The 21,386-nt window shown below is 72.2% G+C and carries 19 protein-coding genes and 1 pseudogene; 17 read left to right on the forward strand and 3 right to left on the reverse strand.

Going from position 1 to position 21,386, the window contains the following annotated elements:
- Nucleotides 1-19: 19 nt before the first annotated feature.
- Nucleotides 20-583 (reverse strand): 2-phospho-L-lactate guanylyltransferase, encoded by a 564-nt coding sequence (gene cofC / locus MK177_07010; protein ID MCH2427068.1) that lies wholly within the window; start codon nt 581-583, stop codon nt 20-22.
- A 144-nt stretch (nt 584-727) separates the two neighbouring features.
- On the opposite strand from cofC, the gene MK177_07015 reads away from it, so the two are divergent.
- The 10 genes and pseudogenes from MK177_07015 (at nt 728) to MK177_07060 (ending at nt 9,787) form a co-directional block, all read left to right on the forward strand.
- Nucleotides 728-1,744: an NAD(P)-dependent glycerol-3-phosphate dehydrogenase gene (locus tag MK177_07015; protein MCH2427069.1), complete on the forward strand. Its 1,017-nt coding sequence runs from the start codon at nt 728-730 to the stop codon at nt 1,742-1,744.
- A gap of 35 nt (nt 1,745-1,779) precedes the next feature.
- A complete protein-coding gene (locus tag MK177_07020; protein ID MCH2427070.1) occupies nt 1,780-3,225 on the forward strand; it encodes a hypothetical protein in 1,446 nt (481 codons plus the stop codon).
- Nucleotides 3,226-3,234: 9 nt separating this feature from the next.
- Nucleotides 3,235-3,930, forward strand: coding sequence for a ribonuclease HII (locus MK177_07025; protein MCH2427071.1), 696 nt, complete (start codon nt 3,235-3,237; stop codon nt 3,928-3,930).
- Between the two features lie 65 nt (nt 3,931-3,995).
- Nucleotides 3,996-4,415, forward strand: coding sequence for a hypothetical protein (locus tag MK177_07030; protein ID MCH2427072.1), 420 nt, complete (start codon nt 3,996-3,998; stop codon nt 4,413-4,415).
- Between the two features lie 12 nt (nt 4,416-4,427).
- A complete protein-coding gene (locus MK177_07035) occupies nt 4,428-4,763 on the forward strand; it encodes a hypothetical protein (protein ID MCH2427073.1) in 336 nt (111 codons plus the stop codon).
- Nucleotides 4,764-4,809: 46 nt separating this feature from the next.
- Complete coding sequence (locus MK177_07040) at nt 4,810-6,042, forward strand: beta-lactamase family protein (protein MCH2427074.1); 1,233 nt, start codon at nt 4,810-4,812, stop codon at nt 6,040-6,042.
- Nucleotides 6,043-6,044: 2 nt separating this feature from the next.
- A complete protein-coding gene (locus tag MK177_07045; GenBank protein ID MCH2427075.1) occupies nt 6,045-6,659 on the forward strand; it encodes an RNA methyltransferase in 615 nt (204 codons plus the stop codon).
- A 48-nt stretch (nt 6,660-6,707) separates the two neighbouring features.
- Nucleotides 6,708-7,460, forward strand: coding sequence for a hypothetical protein (locus tag MK177_07050; GenBank protein MCH2427076.1), 753 nt, complete (start codon nt 6,708-6,710; stop codon nt 7,458-7,460).
- 119 nt (nt 7,461-7,579) lie between these two features.
- A pseudogene (locus MK177_07055) lies at nt 7,580-7,792 on the forward strand (hypothetical protein).
- 1,479 nt (nt 7,793-9,271) lie between these two features.
- Complete coding sequence (locus MK177_07060) at nt 9,272-9,787, forward strand: phosphoribosyltransferase (protein ID MCH2427077.1); 516 nt, start codon at nt 9,272-9,274, stop codon at nt 9,785-9,787.
- 42 nt (nt 9,788-9,829) lie between these two features.
- On the opposite strand, the gene MK177_07065 is transcribed toward MK177_07060, so the two are convergent.
- Both MK177_07065 and MK177_07070 read right to left on the reverse strand, forming a co-directional pair.
- Nucleotides 9,830-11,284 carry an amidase gene (locus tag MK177_07065; GenBank protein MCH2427078.1) on the reverse strand — a complete coding sequence of 485 codons (1,455 nt, stop codon included), beginning with the start codon at nt 11,282-11,284 and terminating at the stop codon, nt 9,830-9,832.
- 76 nt (nt 11,285-11,360) lie between these two features.
- Nucleotides 11,361-11,729: a helix-turn-helix domain-containing protein gene (locus MK177_07070; GenBank protein MCH2427079.1), complete on the reverse strand. Its 369-nt coding sequence runs from the start codon at nt 11,727-11,729 to the stop codon at nt 11,361-11,363.
- A 73-nt stretch (nt 11,730-11,802) separates the two neighbouring features.
- Here MK177_07070 and MK177_07075 point away from each other — a divergent pair, with 73 nt between their 5' ends.
- From MK177_07075 to MK177_07105, 7 genes are read left to right on the forward strand one after another with little or no spacing between them, the layout of a single operon-like run.
- Nucleotides 11,803-12,666, forward strand: coding sequence for a xanthine dehydrogenase family protein subunit M (locus tag MK177_07075; protein MCH2427080.1), 864 nt, complete (start codon nt 11,803-11,805; stop codon nt 12,664-12,666).
- Nucleotides 12,663-13,160 carry a (2Fe-2S)-binding protein gene (locus MK177_07080; GenBank protein MCH2427081.1) on the forward strand — a complete coding sequence of 166 codons (498 nt, stop codon included), beginning with the start codon at nt 12,663-12,665 and terminating at the stop codon, nt 13,158-13,160. The genes MK177_07075 and MK177_07080 overlap by 4 nt, the downstream gene beginning before the upstream one ends.
- Nucleotides 13,157-15,463, forward strand: a complete 2,307-nt coding sequence (gene pucD / locus MK177_07085) for a xanthine dehydrogenase subunit D (protein MCH2427082.1) — start codon at nt 13,157-13,159, stop codon at nt 15,461-15,463. The genes MK177_07080 and pucD overlap by 4 nt, the downstream gene beginning before the upstream one ends.
- Nucleotides 15,460-16,764, forward strand: coding sequence for a Zn-dependent hydrolase (locus MK177_07090; GenBank protein MCH2427083.1), 1,305 nt, complete (start codon nt 15,460-15,462; stop codon nt 16,762-16,764). The genes pucD and MK177_07090 overlap by 4 nt, the downstream gene beginning before the upstream one ends.
- The gene (locus MK177_07095) at nt 16,761-17,735 is read left to right on the forward strand and encodes an N-carbamoyl-D-amino-acid hydrolase (GenBank protein ID MCH2427084.1); all 975 of its coding nucleotides are present in this window, start codon (nt 16,761-16,763) and stop codon (nt 17,733-17,735) included. The genes MK177_07090 and MK177_07095 overlap by 4 nt, the downstream gene beginning before the upstream one ends.
- Entirely contained in the window at nt 17,732-20,314 is a 2,583-nt protein-coding gene (locus MK177_07100) for a molybdopterin-dependent oxidoreductase (GenBank protein ID MCH2427085.1), read from the forward strand. The genes MK177_07095 and MK177_07100 overlap by 4 nt, the downstream gene beginning before the upstream one ends.
- Nucleotides 20,311-21,378, forward strand: a complete 1,068-nt coding sequence (locus MK177_07105) for an amidohydrolase family protein (GenBank protein MCH2427086.1) — start codon at nt 20,311-20,313, stop codon at nt 21,376-21,378. The genes MK177_07100 and MK177_07105 overlap by 4 nt, the downstream gene beginning before the upstream one ends.
- Nucleotides 21,379-21,386 lie beyond the last annotated feature (8 nt).

Here is a 21,386-nt window from a genome sequence, read left to right on the forward strand (position 1 = left end):
GGCTGGCCCGGAGCCCACGTCAGCCTTCCAGCGCCACCAGGTCCTCGGGGTCGTCGACGTCCCAGGCCAGGTCCGGGTCCAGCAGGCTGCGCCACGCCACGCCCAGGCGCTCGGCCTCGGCCACGTGGGCGGCGAACGAGCCGGGACCGTAGGCGAACCGGAAGCCCACGCCGGTAGGCACCACGGCCACCGGCGTGCCGTCGTGGTGCCGGTCCGGCACCAGGGTGATCCCGTCGAACGCGGCACAGTGGTCCAGGCGGGTGGCCCGTGGCAGGTCGGCGTGGGCCACCACCACGGTGGCCACCCCGTTATTGGCCAGAGCCTCCATGCCGGCCTCCACGGCCCGGTTGAGGCCGGGTCCGTCCACCCTGACCACGTCGGCGCCCTGCGATCGGGCCCAGGCATCGACGTCATCGTCGTCGCAGACCACGGTCACGGGGAGGGGAGCCGCCGCGGTCACCACGGTCTCGGCCATGCGTCGGGCCAGGTCGGCCCGGGCCAGGCCGTCCAGGACCTCGGCCAGTCGGCCCTTGGCCGATCCGAAGGCCTTCACTGGGATCAGCACCGCCACGGCTCCGGACACCGGACCACTGTACGGGTCGATGTCCGGACCGCTCGTTGTTGGCTGTCCACCGGAGCCCGGAGCCCGGAGTCCGGGGTCCTCGTCCCGGGCTGAGCGCGGGTCGTGGGCCCGGGGGGAGTGGGCGCGGGCCCGTAGGGTTGCGCCATGTCGACCGTCGAAGCGGTGTCGAGGGTGGCAGTCATCGGTGCCGGCTCCTGGGGTACGACGGTGGCCGCCCTGCTGGCTCCCGTGGTGCCGACCGTGCTGTGGTCCCGGCGGGCCGACGTGGCCGCCGACGTGTCTGCCGGTCGCGGCAACCGGCGCTATCTGGACGGCTACCCGCTGCCCAGCGAGCTGGAGGCCACCGACGACCTGGCCGTGGCGGTGGGCGGCGCCGATCTGCTGGTGGTCGGCGTGCCCACCCACGGCTTCCGCCACACGCTGGAGTTGGCGGCCGCCGCCGTCGGGTCCCGGACGCCCGTGATCAGTCTGGCAAAGGGCTTCGAGCGTTCGACCGGGTTGCGGATGAGCCAGGTGGCGGCCGAGGTGCTGCCCGGTCGGCCGGTCGGCGTACTGACCGGGCCGAACCTGGCCAGGGAGATCCTGGAGGGGCGATCGGCGGCCACCGTCATCGCAGCCACGGATCCGGCCGCGGCGTCGGCCCTCCAGGGGTTGCTTGCGTCGGACCGGTTTCGGGTCTACACCAACGAAGACCTGGTCGGCTGCGAGCTGGGTGGTGCGCTGAAGAACGTGATCGCCCTGGCCGCCGGTATGGCCGAGGGGCTCGACACCGGCGACAACGCCCGGGCCGCGCTCATCACCCGTGGCCTGGCGGAGATGACCCGGCTGGGCGTCGCCCTGGGGGGCGACCCCATGACCTTCGCCGGCCTAGCCGGCATGGGCGACGTCATGGCCACCTGCATGAGCTCCCAGAGCCGGAACCGGTGGGTGGGTGAACAGGTGGGGCGCGGTGCTGAGCCAGACCGTGTGCTGGCCGGCATGGACCAGGTGGCCGAGGGCGTACGCACGGCCACCGTTGCCTGCGAGCTGGCTGCGAGCGTCGCCATGGAGGTGCCGGTCGCCGAGGGCGTGCGGTCGGTGTTCGACGATGGCCGGTCACCCACCGAGGTCTGGTCGGCGCTCATGGCACGGCGGACCGGCCCCGAGGTGGCGACCACCTGATGGCGCGGTTGGCGGACCGACTCCGGAGGCGTCGCGTGCCGGTTCCGGAAGCGGTGGGCACACGGTTGGGTACCGACGACGGCTTCCGGGCCGTGGTAGACGCCCGCTCGGCCGTCCAGCAGGCGGGTGCCGGCCATCGAGTCGAGTGGTGGATCGGGGGCGACGACCGGTGGTACGCGCCGGCCGTGGAGGCGGCGGTGCGCCAGGACAGACCCGGTCCGGCGCCCGTGCTGGAGACCCGCATGCGCGTTGCCGGCGGCGACGTGGTGGCCACGACCTGGGCCGCGGTGGCTAGCGGGTCGAGCGGTCCTGCGGTGATGGTGGAGCTGGTCAACGAGACGCCGGTTCCGGTTGCCGTGGCGGTGACGGTGCAGGCCGCCACCGGCGGAGCGATACGCCGCCTGGCCGTGGACGGGCGGCGCCTGCTGGTCGACGGGAAGACGGCGGTGGTCGTGGACCGGGAGCCCGGCCGCTACGCCGTGGTCGACGCGGCGGCAGACCTATGGGAAACGGTGACCGGCGGTCGGGCCGTGACCGTCCCCCCGGATCCCGTCAGGTGTCGGATCGGCGCTGCGGCCGGTGCGCTGGTCGTCCCGTTGCCCCACCGGACCGCCCTCCGGTTCGCGGTGCCGGCAGGCGACCTCCTGGACAACCCGTCGGCGGTGTTCCCCACGGCGGAACGGGTCGCCGCGGGATGGGCGGGTCGACTGGCCGATGCGGCCACCGTGGACCTGCCGGACCCACTGATGGCGTCAGGAGCGCACCGGGACCTCGTCGACCTCCTGCTGGCCGATCCGACCCCGGCCGGGTCCGTCGAGCTCTGCCGCTGGGGGCTGGCCCGCGCCGCCGTGGAGCGCCTGGTACACGCCTCCGGTCCTCCCGGCGACCGGTTGGTGGCCGCAGCCCGGCTCTGGCGCCTCGGGCGTGAGCCGTCGTGGTTTACCGGACCCGCCGGGATTCCGTTGGATGACCTGGTCCGGTCGGCGGTAGATGCCCAGGCCGCCCGATGGGCCCTGGGCCGCATGTCCGGACTCTTCGCGGCTCTCGGCGACGCCCAGGCGGCCGCCGATGCCGGACTTCTGGCTGACGTGGCCGGACCGCCGGACCTCGTGGCGGCCGACGCCCCCACGGCATCGGTGCGCGCACTGGCCGACCGGCTGGCCAACACGTCGACGGATGGGTTGGACCTGCTCGGTGACGTTCCGGATGCCTGGTTGGGAGGCGGCGTCGAGGTACACGGGCTGGCCACCCCACACGGGCGCCTCGGCTTCGCCATCCGGTGGCACGGTGAGCGACCGGCCCTGCTCTGGGAACTGGAGCGCCACGACGACCGTCCGGTGGTCCTGCGGGTCCCGGGCCTAGACACCGCCTTCTCCACAGTCGAGGCTTCGGGAGAGGTCCTGCTGGCCGCCCCGGCGGGTCGGGTGCCGTCGCCCCGCCGGTCGTCCGGGTCGTCGCCCGATGGGGGATCGTTCTCCTAGGGTCGACCCATGGCCGGTCGACCCCGCATGCGGGCAGCCCTGAGGGGCAGGGCCCCGGGGCTGGTCGCGGAACGCGAGTTGTGGGATGCCGGCCACCGGGTGGTCGCAGGTCTCGACGAGGTCGGCAGGGGTGCATGGGCCGGCCCGCTCACCGTCGGGGTGGTGGTCCCCGACCGGATCCGGCGCATCACAGGGGTCAGGGACTCCAAGATGCTCACCGAGCCCGAGAGGGAGGCCCTCTTCGGCCGCATAACCGCATGGGCCGAGGCGTGGTCTGTAGGGCATGCCAGCAACGACGAGTGCGATGACCTGGGCATGTCCGATGCCCAGCGGCTGGCGGCCCGCCGGGCACTGGAAGGCCTCGGCATCACCGTGGACCGGGTGGTCCTGGACGGCAGGTGGGACTTCGTGGGTGGGGGACGGGCCCGTACCATCGTGCGGGGTGACTCCACCAGCCTCTCGATAGCGGCGGCCTCCGTGGTGGCCAAGGTGACCCGCGACCGGATCCTGCGTGACGCCGACCGCCTCCACCCGGGCTTCGGGTTCGCCGAGTCCAAGGGCTATCCCAGTCCGGTCCACAGGGCCGCGCTGGCACAACGGGGTGCCACCACCTACCACCGGCGCTCCTGGTCGTTCATGCACGGGCTCCCGGCGATCGGCGAACCACCCCGGGATCGGGCCGGCGCCCCGCCCCGCCTGTTCTGACCCGGCTTCGCCCGTACAGGCCCCGCCTTCGCCGATACGGACGCGGCGTCGCTACCGTTTCGTACGTGCAGCGCACCGTTCGACTCCTGTGGCTCCTGGTCGGTTGGACGGCCATCGTGTGGGTCGGCCGCATCCGCAACCTCGTCGGCGACGCCGACATCACCGGCGGGGCCAGGGCCTGGCGGATCGTGGTCGCCGTACTCTTCCTGGGCTTGGCCGCCGTGGTCGCCACGGTGCCCCTCGGGCTCTGGCACCGTCGCCCCCTGGGCTCGACACGGCTGGTCGCCATCTTCTGCCTCTGGACGATCGCCTTCTGGTCCGTCCGGGGTGCCGGCCTCCTGCTAGGTGACCATGAGGCCGGCTTCAAGGTGGTCCACACGGTGCTGGCCGGCGTTTCCATCGCGCTGGCGGTGCTCCTGCAGCGCGCCGACCGGAGGCTGGCCGTCGACGCCGCGGCGCACCGAGCCGCCGCCGACGACCGCTAGCCTGACCGCCCTATGGGTCAGCCGGTCACCGTCGTCAGCAAGCCGTCGTCGCGTGCCGGGATCGTCCGGTACGAGACCAACCGTGCCCTAACCGGCATGGGCCACGAGCGCTACAGCGCCGGAGACGAGGTTGCGGGGACCACGCCGGCCGACGAGCTGGCCCGACGGCTGTTCGCCCGCGGCGGGATCGCCCGGGTGCATGTGAACGGCAACATCGTGACCATCCAGCTGGCCGACGTCGAAGCCGATGCCGACGGGATCGATGAGGTCATCGCCAGCCTCTACCTCTACTGGGTGGAGGGCGTCGAGGTTCCCGGCGACGACGAGTTGACCGACGTAGCGGGCTGACGCCCACTGGGGCGCCATCGGCGATCCCGCACCAGACTCGGTGGCCATGGGAGTGCTGCCGGTCGACGTCCATCCCTCCGAGGTAGGCCTGGATGCCACCCGCCTTGGGAGGGTGGCCGACTTCGCCCGGGCCTTCGTGGACGACGGCCACATGGTGGGCACCGACGTGCTGGTTGCCCGCCACGGCCGCGTGGTGCTCCGTTCCACGTCCGGCCTGGCCGACCGGGAGAACTCGGTTCCCGTGGCCGACGACACCCTGTGGCGGATCTTCTCGATGACCAAGCCGATTACCTCGGTGGCCGTGATGCAGCTGGTGGAGGAGGGGCGCCTCAGGTTGCGCGACCCGGTCTCCGGCGTCCTGCCCGAGTTCGCCGACCCGCGGGTGTTTGTGGGCGGGACCGCTGATGTCCCGGAGGTGGTGCCAGCCGATCGCCCCATCGCCATTGCCGACCTGCTCAGCCACACCTCGGGCCTCAGCTACTCCATCCTGGACCAGCACCCGGTGGATGAGATGTACCGGCGCGCCGGACTGGCGACGCTGGAGCGTGGGGGAACCCTGGCCGACACGATCACCCGGCTGGCCGCCCTCCCGCTCCGCCACCAGCCGGGGACCCGGTGGTCGTACTCCATGGCCACCGACGTGTTGGGCCGCGTCGTCGAGGTGCTGGACGACCGACCGTTCGCCGACTGCCTCGCCGAGAGGGTGCTGCAACCCCTGGGCATGCACGACACGTCGTTCCGGGTGCCCGACGAGCGGGTGGACCGCCTGTCCTCCTGCTACGGCTTCGCTCCGGGTGCCGCACCGGCCCTGGTGGATTCCGGCCCGACGAGCGCCTTCCGGGAGCCGTCGTGGCACAGCGGCGGCGGCGGGCTGGTTTCGACGACCGGCGACTACCACCGGTTCTGCAGCGCCCTGGTGGGCGGCGGCATGCTGGACGGAGCACGCATCCTGGGGCCGCGGACGCTGCGCTCCATGATGGCCAACCACCTGCCGGGAGGCGCCCACCTGGACCAGGTCGGCGATCCGCTGTACACGCCGGGCTTCTTCGCCGGTTGTGGCTTCGGGCTGGGGTTCGCCACCGTGGAGGATCCGGCGGCCGGGAGGATCCTCGCCTCGCGTGGAGAGGCGTCGTGGGGTGGCATGGCCAGCACCGCCTTCTGGGTCGACCCGGTGGAGGGGATCCACGCGGTGTTCATGACCCAGCTGGTGCCGTCTGGTACCCACGTGTCGCTGCGCTGGGACCTGCGCACGCTCGTCAACCAGGCGATCCTGGACTGAACGTGGCTGACGAGGTCGGCGTCGGGCCACACCCGGAACCCTGGCCGGACGACCCGCGGCTGGACCCGGAGCTGTTGGCTGGTGGTGACAGGCGCAACGTCGTGGACGGCTACCGGTACTGGTCTCGGGAGGCCATCGTGGCTGAGCTGGACAGCCGTCGCCACCCGTTCCACGTGGCGGTGGAGAACTGGGAGCACGACCTCAACATCGGCACGGTGGTGCGCAACGCCAACGCCTTCATGGCCGCCGGGGTGCACATAGTGGGTCGCCGCCGGTGGAACCGTCGGGGCGCCATGGTCACCGACCGCTACCAGCACGTGACCCACCACCCGGACGTGGCCGACCTGGTGGCTTGGGCGGATACTGCTGGCCTGGACGTGGTCGGGATCGACAACCTGCCCGGTTCGGTGCCGCTGGAGTCGACGGTGCTGCCCGAACGGTGCGTGCTGGTGTTCGGACAGGAGGGTCCCGGCCTCTCCGACGCGGTGCGGGAGGTGGCGACGATGGTCTGCTCGATTGCCCAGTACGGGTCCACCCGGTCGATCAACGCCGGGGTGGCATCGGGCATTGCCATGCACGCCTGGATCCGCCAGCACGCCGGCCCGCCACCGTCGTGAGGCCACGGGCCCCCTTGCCAGTATCGAACATATGTTCGATACTGGGATGTGGCCACACCCCTTCGGTTTCCCTCCTCCCTGTTCGCCGAGCCCGACCCCTTCGACGACGTGGGGGACGGGGAGCGGATCGGGCCGGACGCTGAACCGACCCGACTGCGGCCGGTGCCCCCGGCGGCCGCCCGTCGGGTCCGGCCCACCATGCTGGCCGTCGACCGGACCCTGCCGGTGCTGCCGGCCCTCGGCGGGCTGTTCCCGGGGGGACTCCGCCGGGGCACCACGATCGGCGTATCGGGGGTGGGAGCTCGCTCCCTGGCCATCGCCCTGATGGTCCGGGCCACGACCACCGGATCGTGGGTGGCCGTCGTCGGGGACCCCGACCTGGGCCTGGCGGCGGCGGCCGGGCAGGGCCTGGCCCTGGAGCGTCTGGTGATGGTGGACGTCCCGGATCCGACGGCGTGGGGACCGGTGGTGGCCACCCTTGTCGGGGCTTTCGACCTCGTCATGGTGGCGCCTCGGCACCGTGTCGGGGCGGCCGACGTCCGCCGCCTGGCAGCCCGGTGCCGGGAACGGGGTTCGGTGCTGCTGCGCCTCGGCGATGGCCCGTGGCCCGGTCGCCTCGACCTGCGCCTGGTCGTGGGTGGGGCCGCGTGGGTCGGGCCTGACGGTGGGCACGGACGGTTGTGCTCCAGACGGGCAGGGGTGACGGCCTCGGGTCGGGGGATGGAATACACAGGTCGCCGTACGGAGCTGCTGCTGCCCGGTCCGGACGGGGTCACGGCCGGGGTCACGACCGGGGCGTGAGCGGCGCGGCCGATGCTCCGGGCGGGGTCCGGACCCTGGTGGTCCGGTGTCCCGACTGGCCGTTGACGGCCCTGGGGGTCGAGCCCTCCGAGCCTGTGGTGGTCCTGGCCGCCGGGCGGGTGTTGGCCACCACGGTCGCTGCCCGGAAGGCCGGGGTGGCCCGGGGACAGCGGCGCCGTGAGGCCCGGTTCAGGTGCCCCGAGGTCCGGGTGCTGGAGCGCGACGACGCCCGGGAGGCTCGCAGGTTCGAGGCCGTGGCAGCGGCCCTGGGAGATGTCACCCCGTGGCTCGAGGTGTGGCGTCCCGGGTTGTGCGCCTTCGGGGTCCGGGGTCCGGTCCGCCTGTCCGGCGGCGAGGCGAACCTGGTCCGCCGAACCGCCCGGGTGGTGGCCGTGGCGCTCGACGACCTGGTGGGATCGGCTGCCGACCATCCGGGTTGCGGGATCGGGGTGGCAGACGGGGGGTTCGCCGCCGGCCTGGCTGCCGGAACGGCCGACGCCTCGGTGGTCGACGGGGGCGGGGCGGTGGTGGTCCCCCCGGGTGGGACGCCGGCCTTCCTGGCCCCGCTGCCACCCGCGGTGCTGGGGCGCCCGGCGCTGGCGGACGTGCTGGTCCGCCTGGGGTTGGACACCCTGGGGGCGTTCGCTGCCCTGCCCGCCACCGACGTCCTGGCCCGCTTCGGGGCCGAGGGGCGCGACGCCCACCGCCTGGCCTCGGGAATCGACGAGCGGTCACCGGAGAGGAGGCCGATACCGCCGGACCTGGCTGTGTCCGTGGCCTTCGACCCACCGGTGGAGCGGATCGACCGGGCGGCGTTCGCCGCCCGGTCCCTGGCCGAGGCCCTCCATGGTCGGCTGTCGGGTCGTGGCCTGGCCTGCACCCGGGTGGTGGTCGAGGTCGAGACGGAGCACGGGGAACGGCTGGACCGGCGCTGGCGGGACGAGGGTGTGCTGGGCCCGGGGGCGGTGGCCGACCGGGTGCGATGGCAGTTGGAGGGGTGGCTCCACGGACCGCCAACCGTCCGACCCACCTCGGGGATCACCAGGCTGATCCTCATCCCTGACGAGGTGGTGCCGGCCACCGGTCGCCAGGTGGGGTTCTGGGGTGGAGCGTCGGCGGCCGATGAGCGGGCGGCCCGGGCCTGCAGCAGGGTGGAGGGCCTGTTAGGTCCCGGGTCGGTGCGGGTGCCGGAGTGGCGGGGCGGCCGGGACCCGGGGGAGTGCCTTGCCCTGGTGCCGTTCGACGGCTGGGAGGGCGACGGGTCCGACGATCCGTCCCGGGTGGTGGCCGCAGCGGCCGACGGACCACCGTGGCCCGGGGCACTACCCGGCCCCCTGCCGGCCGCCATCCACGCCGAGCCGGCCGCCGTCGAGGTGTGCGACGTCGCCGGTCGACCGGTGACGGTCGACGGGCGGGGGGTGTTGTCGGCACCACCGCACCTGTTGGTGCCGGCCTCCGGTCCGGTCGGATCGGAGGCCACAGCGGCCGGGGACCGGGTGGTGGCCTGGGCTGGGCCGTGGCCGCTGCACGAGCGGTGGTGGGATCCGGGACGCCGGCGGCGCCGTGTCCGCCTCCAGGTGGTGACCGCCGACGGGACGGCCCGCCTGGTCGTGCTGGAGGGCGGCCTGTGGAGCATTGCCGCGACCTACGACTGAGCTCCGGACGGCCCGCCTGGTCGTGCTGGAGGGCGGCCTGTGGAGCATTGCCGCGACCTACGACTGAGTCCCGGCCGACCGGTGACCGGGCCCGGTCCACGGGGTAGGTTTCCCGGCCACGGCGACGCCCGGACCCGGACGGCGCCACGACACAGGATGGGAGCAGCGGTGGTCGAGCGGGAGGAGATGGACTGGACCCTCTACGGGACGGCGGTCCGCGACCTGGCCCGGATGGTGGCCGACGACGACTACCGACCCGACATGATCCTGTGCATCGCCCGTGGTGGGCTCTTCGTGGCCGGCTCGCTGGGCTACGCCCTAGCCGTCAAGAACCTCTACGTGATGAACGTGGAGTACTACACCGGCGTGGAGGCGCGGCTGGACCTACCGGTGATCCTGCCGCCCTACGTGGACTGGGTGGACCTCGGCGACAAGCGGATCCTCATCGTCGACGACGTGGCCGACACCGGACACACCCTGGCCCTCGTGCGCGACACCTCCCTGGCCCAGGTGGCCGAGGTGCGATCCGCGGTGCTGTACCAGAAGCCGCAGTCGATGGTCGACTGCGAGTACGTCTGGCGCCACACCGACAGGTGGATCAACTTCCCGTGGTCCACCGAGCCACCCGTGGTGGACCTCTCGTCGGCCGGTACGGCCGTGCTGGACGCCTGACCTACCTCGGCTGATTCGAGGGGTCGCCCTCTGGCCGGCCGCTCAGGCGTGGATCGGCGCCCTGTGTTCCGACCAGCGAACCTCGGCCTCGAGTTGCGCCCCGACCGCGATGAGCAGGTCCTCGCGACCGTAGGCGGCGACCAGCTGGACGCCTACCGGCAGGCCGTCCGAGGAGCCGAGCGGCAGGGAGATGGCCGGCTGGCCCGAGGTGTTGAACGGCGAGGTGTACACCGAGTAGGGGACGGAGCCCTTCGAACCGCGGACCGGGTCTTCGTCGGTGGGGGTGAGCTCGCCGAGAGGGGGAGGTGGAGCGGCCGTCGTCGGGGTGAGCAGCAGGTCGAAGTCCTCCCACCAGGTCGCCAGGGCCCTGCGCCAGGTGCCCATAACCGCCTGAGCCCTGGCGTAGTCCGGTGCGGTGAATCCGCGACCCCGTTCGGCCAGGAACCAGGTGCCGGGCTCCACGTCGTCGGCGGTGACCGTACGGCCCAGCCTGGCGCCGAGGGTCTCGAGGCTCACGACGGCGCCCACGCTCCAGTTCAGGATGAAGGCCCAGGCGAGCTCCTTCAGCTCGCCGATCTGCCCGAAGGCCTCGGGACGCGATTCGACCACCTCGTGGCCCATGTCGGCCAGCAGGTCGGCTGTCCGGCGGGTGGCGGCCTCGCAGTCCGCATGGGTCGGGACCCGGTGGTTGTCGGGCATTAGGCCGATGCGCAGGCTGCCCGGATCGGCGCCGACCCGTTCCGCGTACGGGCGCCCGTGGTCGGGGGCGACCACGCCGTCGCCGGGGAAGGGGATGGCGCAGGCGTCCAGGATGGCCGCGGTGTCGCGCATGGTATGGGTGACGACGTGCTGGCAGGAGAAACTCCACTCCTCCTTCGGGCCCTGGGAGATCCGTCCCCTGGACGGCTTGAGGCCGACCAGGCCGCACATGGCTGCTGGGATGCGGATGGAGCCGCCCCCGTCGCTGGCGTTGGCCGCCGGGACCATGCCGGAGGCCACCGCGGCGGCCGCGCCGCCGGAGGATCCACCGGGTCCGTGCCCGGGGTTCCAGGGGTTACGGGTGGGGCCGTAGGAGCGAGGCTCGGTGGTGGCGACCAGGCCCAATTCGGGCGTGTTGGTGCGCCCCACGTTGATGAAGCCGGCCTGCTTGTAGCGGGTGACCAGGTTGGAGTCGGCGTCGGCGGTGAAGCCGGCGTCCTTCAGGGCCTGCATGCCGCCGTGCTGGGGCTGGCCGGCCTCCTCGGCCCAGAGGTCCTTGATGAGCATCGGTACGCCGCGGAACGGTCCGTCGGGTAGGTCGTCGGAGGCGGCCAGCTCCAGGGCACGGTCGAACTGACGGTGGATGACGGCGTTCAGGTTGCCGTTGAGGCGCTCGATGCGGTCGATCGTGGCCTGAACCGCCTCGACCGCCGACAGGTTGCCGGCGCGGATCATGGCGGCCAGGCCGACGGCGTCGACCCGGGCCAGCTCGTCGGCGGGGCGGGAGGTGTAGTCCATGGCGCTGGACCGTACCGGTGGATACGGCGGCGGTCCGGATCGGGGCGGCTCAACAACCGGTCCGGTGGTGGTCCGGCTACCCGTCGGCCTCGGCCCGCTCCAGGTAGTTGTAGACGGTGAACCTGCTCACCCCGAGGGCCTCGGCGACGTCCTCCACCGACTTGCGGAGCGTGAAGGCCCCCCAGTCGTTCAGCAGCGACACCGCGTCCTGCTTCTGGGAACGGTCCATCTCAGCGCACGGGAGCCCGATCTCGTGCTCCGCAGCAGCCAGGAGGGTGTCCAGGGCACGGTGCAGGTCGGGTCGCCTGAGGCCACCGACCACCTTGCCCTCCCAGACCAGCGGAAGGTCGGACTCCGTCAACTCGTCGATGGACAGGACCGTGCCGCCGAGGGCGTCGGCGATCGGCTGGATCGCCTCCACCAGTGGGTGCACCTGCCGGGTCATGGCCGAACCCTAGTCAGGTCCGCTAAGTTGACAAAATGTTGACGCGAGCGCCGCGAGACGGCAGCATTACAGGGTGACGGTCACGATCGCGCGCACCCTCGACGACGCCTGCGCGGCTCTGGCCGCGGATCCGGAGGCGCTTGTCCTGGCTGGCGGTACCGACCTCATGGTCGAGGTCAACCGGGGAGACCGCAGTATCGGCAACGTGGTGGCCATCGACCGCGTAAAGGAGTTGCGGGGTTGGACCCGCGAGGGGGACGTCCTGCGCATCGGTGCCGGAATGACCTACGCGGAGATGGCCGATCCGGAGTTCGCCGCCCTCGTGCCGGCGCTGGCCCAGGCCGCGCGCACGATCGGTTCACCGCAGATCCGAGCCACCGGCACCATCGGGGGCAACGTGGCCACGGCGTCGCCGGCCGGCGACATGCTGCCCGTTCTCGTCGCCCTAGACGCCGTCGTCGAGCTCCGGTCCTCCGACGGCGGGCGCCACCTCCCGCTCGACGAGTTCGTGGTCGGCGTCAAGGCCAACGCCCTGGACCCCGGCGAGCTGATCACCGCTGTGAGGGTTCCGGTGCTGGACGGACCCCAGGAGTTCCTGAAGGTCGGACCCCGCAATGCCATGGTCATCTCGGTGGCGTCGGTGGCCCTCGTGGTCGACCCGTCCGGACGAACGATCCGGGTGGGCCTGGGTTCGGTGGGGCCGGTGCCGCTGCGGGCCACCGAGGCCGAGGTGCTCATAGCGGCCCGCATCGACTGGGAGGGCGGCGGACCGCTGGCGGCGGTCGACGTGGACAGGTTCGGCGACCTGGTGGCCGACGCCGCCCGACCCATCGACGACCACCGGGGCACGGCCGCCTACCGCCGGCATGCCATCGGCGTCATGGCACGTCGGGCCCTGGTCCGGGCCTTCGGGGCGGCCGAAGGGGAAGCCGCGTGAGGACCGATCCCTACGTCCTGACCGTCAACGGCCATCTCCACGAGGTGGTCGACGGCTGGGCCGGTGAAAGCCTGCTGTTCGTGCTCCGGGAACGCCTCGGCCTGCCGGGGTCCAAGAACGCCTGCGAGGAGGGAGAGTGCGGATCGTGTTCGGTCCGCCTGGACGGTGAGTTGGTCTGCAGTTGCCTGGTGCTGTCCGCGGCTGCCGCCGACCGTGCCGTCACCACGGTGGAGGGCCTGTCGGCCACCCACGCCGACGCAGGCCCACTGGCCGACGTGCAACGGGCGTTCGTCGATGCCGGTGCCGTCCAGTGCGGCTTCTGCACCCCGGGGCTCCTCATGGCCGTGGACGCCCTGTTGGCCGGCGACCCGGATCCCGACGAGCTCACCGTGCGCGAGGCCATCAGCGGCAACCTCTGTCGGTGCACCGGCTACGGCCGGATCCTGGACGCCGTGGACCGGGCCGCGGCCATCCGACGGGAGGCCCACCCATGAGCGCGGTGACGACCACGACGGTCGGCGAGCGGACCCGGGCTCCCGGCATCGGCGAGAGCGCCCCCCGTCCTGACGGGGTCCCCAAGGTGACTGGTGACTTCGCGTTCTCCAGCGACCTCTGGCACGACCGGATGCTCTGGGGTGGCACCCTGCGGTCTCCCCATCCATCGGCCCGGATCTCGTCGATCGACGTCGCTCGGGCGGTGGCCACCACCGGGGTCCACGCCGTGCTGACGCACGCCGACGTGCCCGGAATGGCCACCTTCGGCCTCGAGCACCGCGACCAGCCGGTGCTGGCCGGCGACGAGGTGCGGTACGAGGGTGAACCGGTGGCCATAGTGGCTGCCGACCATCCCGAGACAGTCCGTCGGGCGTTGGACGCCATCGTCGTGGAATACGAGGTCACCGAGTCGCTCGTCGACCCGTCGTCGGCCGAGGCGGCAACACCCATTCATCCGGACGGCAACCTCATCCGTCGGATCCACCTGCGCCACGGCGACCCGTCGGCCGCCCGGCGCGACGGCCTGGTCACCGTGGAGGGCACCTATGAGGTGGGCATGCAGGACCAGGCCTTCCTCGGCCCGGAGTCGGGGCTGGCAGTTCCGGCCGATGACGGCGGGGTGGACCTGTTCGTCGCCACCCAGTGGCTCCACGCGGACCGCGACCAGGTGGCCGACTGCCTCGGGCTGGACCCCGACAGGGTCAGGGTGACCCTGGCCGGCGTGGGCGGGGCGTTCGGCGCCCGGGAGGACCTCAGCCTTCACGTCCACCTCTGCATGCTCGCCCTGTACACCGGTCGGCCGGTGAAGATGGTCTATTCACGCCAGGAGAGCTTCCACGGGCACGTGCACCGGCATCCGGCCCGCATGTGGTACCGGCACCACGCCGAGCCCGACGGCACGCTGGTCCGGGTCGAGGCCCGGCTGCTCCTCGACGGCGGGGCCTACGCCTCGTCCAGCGGCGCGGTGATCGCAAACGCCACCTGCTTCGCCGCCGGGCCCTACCGGGTCCCGTCGGCCGACATCGACGGGGTGGTGGTGCGCACCAACAACCCGCCCTGTGGGGCGATGCGGGGATTCGGGGCGGTCCAGACCTGCATGGCCCACGAGGCCCAGATGGACCGCCTGGCGGCCGCCCTGGGAATGGACCCGATCGACCTACGGCTCAAAAACGCCCTGGCCCCCGGCGACCGCCTGATCACCGGACAGGTGCTCACCGGCACGCTCCCGGTGGCGGAGGTAATCCGGACCTGCGCAGAGCATCCGTCGGCCGCCGTGTGGTCCGACGAGCCCATGACCCGGCCGGGCGGTGCCGGCCGGACCGCCGACGCCGGCCACGTGGTGCGCGGCGAGGCGCTGGCCGTGGGGTTCAAGAACCTCATGTTCTCGGAGGGCTTCGACGACTCGTCGGCCGCCCGGTGCGAGCTGCGCGACGGGGTGGTGACCATCACCAGTGCGTGTGCCGAGGTCGGCCAGGGCTTCGTGACCCTGGCCGTCCAGATCGCCCGTGAGGTGCTGGGCGTGGACGATGTGCTCCTGGCCCCGGCGGAGACGACGACCATCGGGTCGGCCGGCTCGACCTCGGCCAGTCGCCAGACCTGGATGTCGGGTGGCGCCGTACAGAAGGCCTGCGAGGAGGTACGAGCCGCCCTCCTGGCCCGGGTGGCGGATTCCCACGACGTGCCAGTCGACGACCTGGTCCTGGTCGACGGCCGGGTGGCCTCGCTCTCGGGGAGCCTGAGCGTGGACCTGGCCGAGGCCAGCGTCCAGCCTCTGTCGGCCGACGTGGTCCACCGGCACGCCCCGACCTCGCCGTTGGACGCCGACGGGCAGGGCGATGCCCACGTCTCGTTCGCCGTCTCGGCCCACCGAGCCATCGTCGACGTAGACCCGGACCTCGGGCTCGTGCGGGTAGTCGAGCTCACCACCTCCCAGGACGTGGGGAGGGTGCTCAACCCGCTCCAGGCGGTCGGACAGTTGGAGGGCGGTGCCGCCCAGGGCGTCGGGCTGGCCGTCATGGAGGAGGTCCTGGTTTCTGACGGTCGAATCCGCAACGCCTCGTTCACCGACTACCTGGTGCCCACAGCCCTGGACATGCCACCGGTCGAGATAGCGCTTCTGATAGAGCAGCCGGAGCCCGGGGCGCCCTTCGGCGCCAAGGGGATCGGCGAGCCGCCGTGCATCTCGTCGACCGCAGCGGTCGTCGCCGCCCTGCGCGACGCCACGGGCCTGGAGCTGGCCCGGGTGCCGGTGCGCCCGGTCGACATAGCCCTGGGCGGCGACGCCCCGGGGATGGACCGATGAGCGGCCTCCACATCGACGGAGACCGGCTGCTGGGGAGGATCGACGACCTGGCCACCATCGGTCCGATCGACGGTGGTGGTTCCTGCCGCCTAGCCCTGACCGACGAGGACAAGGGTGGCCGCGACCTCGTCGTGGCATGGATGACGGACCTGGGCCTGGACATCAGCATGGACGGCATCGGCAACGTGGTGGGGGTGCGGGCCGGCCGTACCGACGGCCCCCCTGTAATGACCGGGAGCCACATCGACACGGTCCGGACGGGGGGCCGCTTCGACGGCAACCTGGGGGTCCTGGCCGGCCTCGAGGTGATCGAGACCCTCGAGCAGCACGGGATCAGGACCGAGCACCCGTTCGCCGTGGCCTTCTTCACCGACGAGGAGGGCTCCCGCTTCCCGCCGGACATGCTGGGCAGCCTCGTCTACGTGGGCGGCATGGGCCTCGAGGAGGCTCTGGACATCGTGGGCATCGACGGCGCGGTGGTCGGCGAGGAGCTGGACCGCATCGGCTACCGGGGGACCTCGCCGTGCCCCGGCGTCGCTCCCCGGGCCTTCGTGGAACTCCACGTGGAGCAGGGACCGGTGCTGGAGGCCGAGGGCGTCACCATCGGAGCCGTCACCGGGGTCCAGGGAATCTCGTGGACCGAGCTGGCCATCACCGGCCAGTCCAACCACGCCGGCACCACGCCTATGGATCTCAGGCACGACCCCGGATACGTGGCTGCTGCCATCGCCACCCACGTTCGCCAACTGGCGGTCCGGATGGGTGGCCGCCAGGTGGCCACCGTCGGTCGCCTGGAGCTCCATCCCAACCTCGTCAACGTGGTCGCAGCCACCGCCACGCTGACCGTGGATCTGCGCAACACAGACGAGGCGCTCCTCTGCGAGGCCGAGGCCGACCTGGCCGGGTTCGTGGCCGCCGCCGCCACCGCCGAGGGGGTGAACGTCGCCGAGCGCACGCTGGCCCGGTTCCAACCGGTCGTGTTCGACGACCGGGTGGTCGACACCGTGGCCGCCGTGGCCGCCGACCTGGGCCACTCGGTGAGGCGGCTCCCGTCTGGTGCCGGACACGACGCCCAGATGATGGCCCGCCTCTGTCCGACCGGCATGGTCTTCGTGCCCAGCCGGGACGGCATCAGCCACAACCCGGCCGAGTTCACCGAGCCCGAGGACCTGGTGGCCGGCGGCGACGTGCTGCTGCGGACCATGCTGACCCTGGACTCAAAGGACCTGGCCGAGCCCGGGTCAGGGGGGCCGGATGTGGGCCACGACGCTGCGACCCGAGATGCCGGAGCCTCCGCATGAGCCGGGTCCTGACGGTAGGCGCAGCGCAGATGGGACCCATCCAGCAGGCCGACACGCGTACGCAGGTCGTCGAGCGGCTCATCGCCCTGCTCCGCTCCGGAAGCGCTGCCGGTTGCCACCTCGTGGTCTTCCCGGAGTTGACGCTCACCACCTTCTTCCCGCGGTGGTGGGTGGACGACCTGGCCGAGGCCGACCGCTTCTACGAGACCGAGATGCCCGGCCCGGAGACCCGCCCCCTCTTCGACGAGGCCCGACGCCTCGGCGTGGGGTTCCACCTCGGCTATGCCGAGCTGACCCCGGACGGCCACCGCTACAACACAGCGATCCTTGTCGAGCGGGACGGTTCGATCGTCGGGAAGTACCGCAAGGTGCACCTGCCCGGCCACTCCGAACACGAGCCGTGGCGGGCCTTCCAGCACCTCGAGCGCTACTACTTCGAGCCGGGCGACGGCTTCGCCGTGCACGGGGCGTTCGGTGGGGTAGTCGGCATGGCCATCTGCAACGACCGCCGCTGGCCCGAGACCTACCGGGTGCTAGGCCTCCAGGGCTGCGAGCTGGCTCTCATCGGATACAACACGCCGATCCACTACGCGCCTGATCCCGACCAGGATCGCCTGCAGGGGTTCCACAACCGGCTGGTACTCCAGTCCGGCGCCTACCAGAACGGCATGTGGGTGGTCGGCGTGGCCAAGTCCGGTGAGGAGGAGGGCTGTGCCCTGCTGGGCGAGAGCGCCATCGTCGCCCCGTCGGGCGAGGTCATGGCGCAGTGCTCCACCGACGGCGACGAGCTGGTGGTGGCCGAGGCCGACCTGGACCTGTGCGCGAACTACAAGGAGACGCTGTTCGACTTCGACCGGTACCGCCGGCCCGAGGTCTACGGTCGTATCACCGCCCAGCGGGGGCCGGAGGTTCCCGCCGAGGTCCGATCGGCCCTGGATGCCAGCGTGGAGTCAGGGGAGGAGCGGCCATGACCAGCTTCGAGTTGAACGGGGTGCAGGTCGAGGCGTCGGGTGACCACGCCCACCTGCTGGCCGCCCTGCGCGACGAGTTGGGCGTCACCTCGCCAAAGGACGGCTGTGCGCCGTCAGGGCAGTGCGGGTGCTGCACCGTGCTGGTCGACGGGAAGGCCCGGATCTCGTGCCAGACGTCGATGGAGAGGACCGAGGGGGCGTCGATCACGACCCTGGAGGGCCTGCCGGACGGGGAGCGGGAACGCTACGCCACGGCGTTCGCGGCCCATGGCGCCCTGCAGTGCGGATTCTGCACGCCGGGCATCCTCCTGCGCGCCAAGGCGCTGGTGGACAGGAAGGGCGAGGCCTTGACCCGCGACGATGCGGCCCGGCACCTGGGCGCCCACCTCTGCCGGTGTACCGGCTACGTGAAGATCCTGGATGCCGTGGGGTCGCTGGCCTCGGGCGAGATACCGGTGCCCCTGCCCCTGGGTGGCATCGGGACCAGCGGGGTGAAGGTCGAGGCCGCCGAGCTGAGCCTCGGCGACCGCCCGTTCATCGACGACATGTCGCCCGACGGCTTGCTGCACGCCGCCCTCCGCCTGGCCGACCACGCCCGGGCCGACGTGGTCCGAATCGACGCCACGGCCGCCGAGGCCGTCGACGGCGTCCACCGTGTGCTGACCGCGGCCGACATCCCCGGTGAGCACCGGGTCGGGATCATCCACACCGACTGGCCGGTGATGATCCCCGAGGGTGGCCGCACCTCCTACCTGGGCGACGTGCTGGCCGTGGTGGTGGCCGACGACCGGGAGACGGCCCGCCGGGCCGCGACGCTGGTCGACGTCGAGCTGGTGCCGCTGACCGTCTACAGCGACCCTGTCGTGGCCGTGGACGCCGACGAGGACGCGGTCTGGGAGCTTGACGGCAACGTGCTGTCGGTGTCGACCTACGCCCGTGGCGACGTGGAGGCCGCGCTGGCCAGTTCGGCCCATGTGGTCGACGAGGTCTTCCAGACCCAGCGCATCGAGCACGCCTTCGTGGAGCCCGAGTCCACCCTGGCCGCGCCGACGGCCGACGGCGGGCTGTACGTCTACTCCGGGGGACAGGGTGTGTGGGACGACCGCAACCAGATCGCCTCGGTGCTCGGCATAGACACCAACCGGGTGACCGTGGAGCTGGTATCGAACGGCGGGGCCTTCGGCGGCAAGGAGGACATGTCCAACCAGGCCCACACGGCGCTGGCCGCCTGGCTGCTGGACCAGCCGGTGAAGTGCACGCTGTCACGGGAGGAGTCCCTCCTCATGCACCCCAAGCGCCATCCGATCCGGATGGCCTACCGGGCTGGTTGCGACGCCGATGGGATGCTGACCGGCCTGTGGGCGCGGATGATCGGCGATTCGGGGCCGTACGCCTCGGTGGGGATGAAGGTCCTGGAGCGGGCTGCCGGACACGCCAGCGGCCCCTACATGCTTCCCACCATCGACGTGGAAGCCACCGCGGTGAGGACCAACAGCCCGGTGGGCGGGGCCTTCCGAGGCTTCGGGGCCAACCAGGCCCAGTTCGCCATGGAGGGCGTGATGGACCGCCTCGCCGAGAAGGTGGGGATCTCCGGGTGGGAGATCCGGAGCCGCAACGTCATATCGCCCGGGGCGGTGTGGGGTCCCGGCCAGGTCATGGACGACGGGTGCCTGGGTGCCCGGGCCTGCCTCGACGACGTGAAGCAGGCATATGACGACGCGGTGGCCGTCGGCCTGCCGGTCGGCCTGGGCCTGGGCCTCAAGAACTCCGGCCTCGGCAACGGCTTCAAGGAGGTCGCCAGGGCCGTGGTGCGCTTCGGAGACGACGGGCGGATCCAGGTCCGGCACTGCTGGACCGAGATGGGCCAGGGCATCCACACGGTGGTCGTGCAGGTGGCCGTCGAAGAACTAGGTGTGGATCCCGACCTGGTCGACGTCATAGTCGACACCACCAGGGAATTGGGTGCCGGCCAGACCACCGGCAGCCGGGGGACGCTCATGGGTGCCGGTTCGGTGGCAGACGCCTGTCGAAACGCCATCGCCGACGGGTGCCGGACCGGCGTCGACTACGAGGGCGAGTACCGGGTGGACTGGACCAACTCGATGAACGAGGGGCTCGAGAACCCGATCATCCACTCGACCTTCGGCTATGCGGCCCAGATGGTGGTGCTGGATCCGGAGACCGGCGATGTGGACAGGGTTGTGGCCGCCCACGACGTGGGTCGGGCCGTCAACCCGATGCTCTGCGAGGGCCAGGTGGAGGGGGCGGTCCACATGGGGCTCGGCTACGCCCTCACCGAGGGATTCCCGGCCGACGCCGACGCCCGACCCCGCAACGACACCCTTCGCAGCCTGGGCATCATCCGCCCCAAGGACATGCCCGAGGTCGACGTGCGCCTGGTGGAGTCGCCGCAGCCCGGCGCGCCCTATGGCATCAAGGGCGTCGGCGAGATCGGCCTCGTGCCGACGGCCGGTGCTGTGGCCGCCGCCCTGCATGCCCACGATGGTGGGTGGCGCCACAGTCTGCCGATGGCCGCTCCCGGCCAGCAGGAGCACTGGGCTGACTGGGACGGTCGTTGAGCCCGACGGCGCCCGACGGCGAACCGGTACTGGCCCCCGACCAGACTCCGGGCCTGGTCTGCGCGCACCACCACCTCTACTCGGCGCTGGCCAGGGGCATGCCGGCCCCGCCCCGCACCCCCACCGGCTTCGCGGAGATCCTGGAGTTGGTGTGGTGGCGCCTCGATAGGGCACTCGACCTCGAGTCGATCCGCTGGTCGGCGATGCTCGGTGCGCTGGAGGCCCTGGAGCGCGGCTGTACGGCGGTCATCGACCACCATGAGTCGCCCGAGGCCATCGACGGCTCGCTCACGGTCATAGCCGAGGCCTGCGCCGAGGTGGGCGTCAGGGTGAGCTGTGCCTACGGGGTCACCGACCGGCACGGTGCCGCGGGGGCGCGCCGCGGCCTGGCCGAGAACGAGCGGTTCCTGCGCGACGGGGGTCGGGGCATGGTCGGCGTGCACGCGGCCTTCACCTGTACCGACGGGACCCTCGAGGCTGCCGCAGGCCTGGCCGGGGAGATGGGCGTGGGCGTCCACGTGCACGTGGCCGAGGGGCGTGCTGACGAGGCTGCGGCCGCCCGGCTCCGGCACCTGGCCGCCGACGACTGGTTGCTCATCCACGGGGTCCACCTTCCCGACGACCACGGCCTGGCCGGGACGATGGTCCACAACCCGCGGTCCAACATGAACAACGCCGTCGGCTACGCCCGCCCCGCCCGGTTCGCCAGCCCGGTGGCCCTCGGGTCGGACGGCATCGGCGCCGACATGCTGGACGAGTTCCGGGTCGCCTACGCGCGGCACAGGGAGGATGACGTGACGGCCTCGCCGGAGGCGGCATGGGGATGGCTGGCCACCGGCTGGGACCTGTTCCCGGAGGCTCGCTCCGACCGCGTGACCTGGTCGTACGCGGACATGGACCCGTGGCGCCTGGCCTTCACGACCGGGGTGGGGCCGAGCACCATCGAGGTGGACGGCAAGGTCGTGCTGGCCGACGGGCGCCCCACGCGGGTCGACCCCGCCGAGGTCCGCGCCCGGGCCGCCGAGGAGGCGGTGCGCCTGCACCGTCGCATCTCGGAGATCTGAGAGATGAC

This window comes from Acidimicrobiales bacterium, from assembly GCA_022452145.1.
Lineage (GTDB): Bacteria > Actinomycetota > Acidimicrobiia > Acidimicrobiales > MedAcidi-G1 > UBA9410.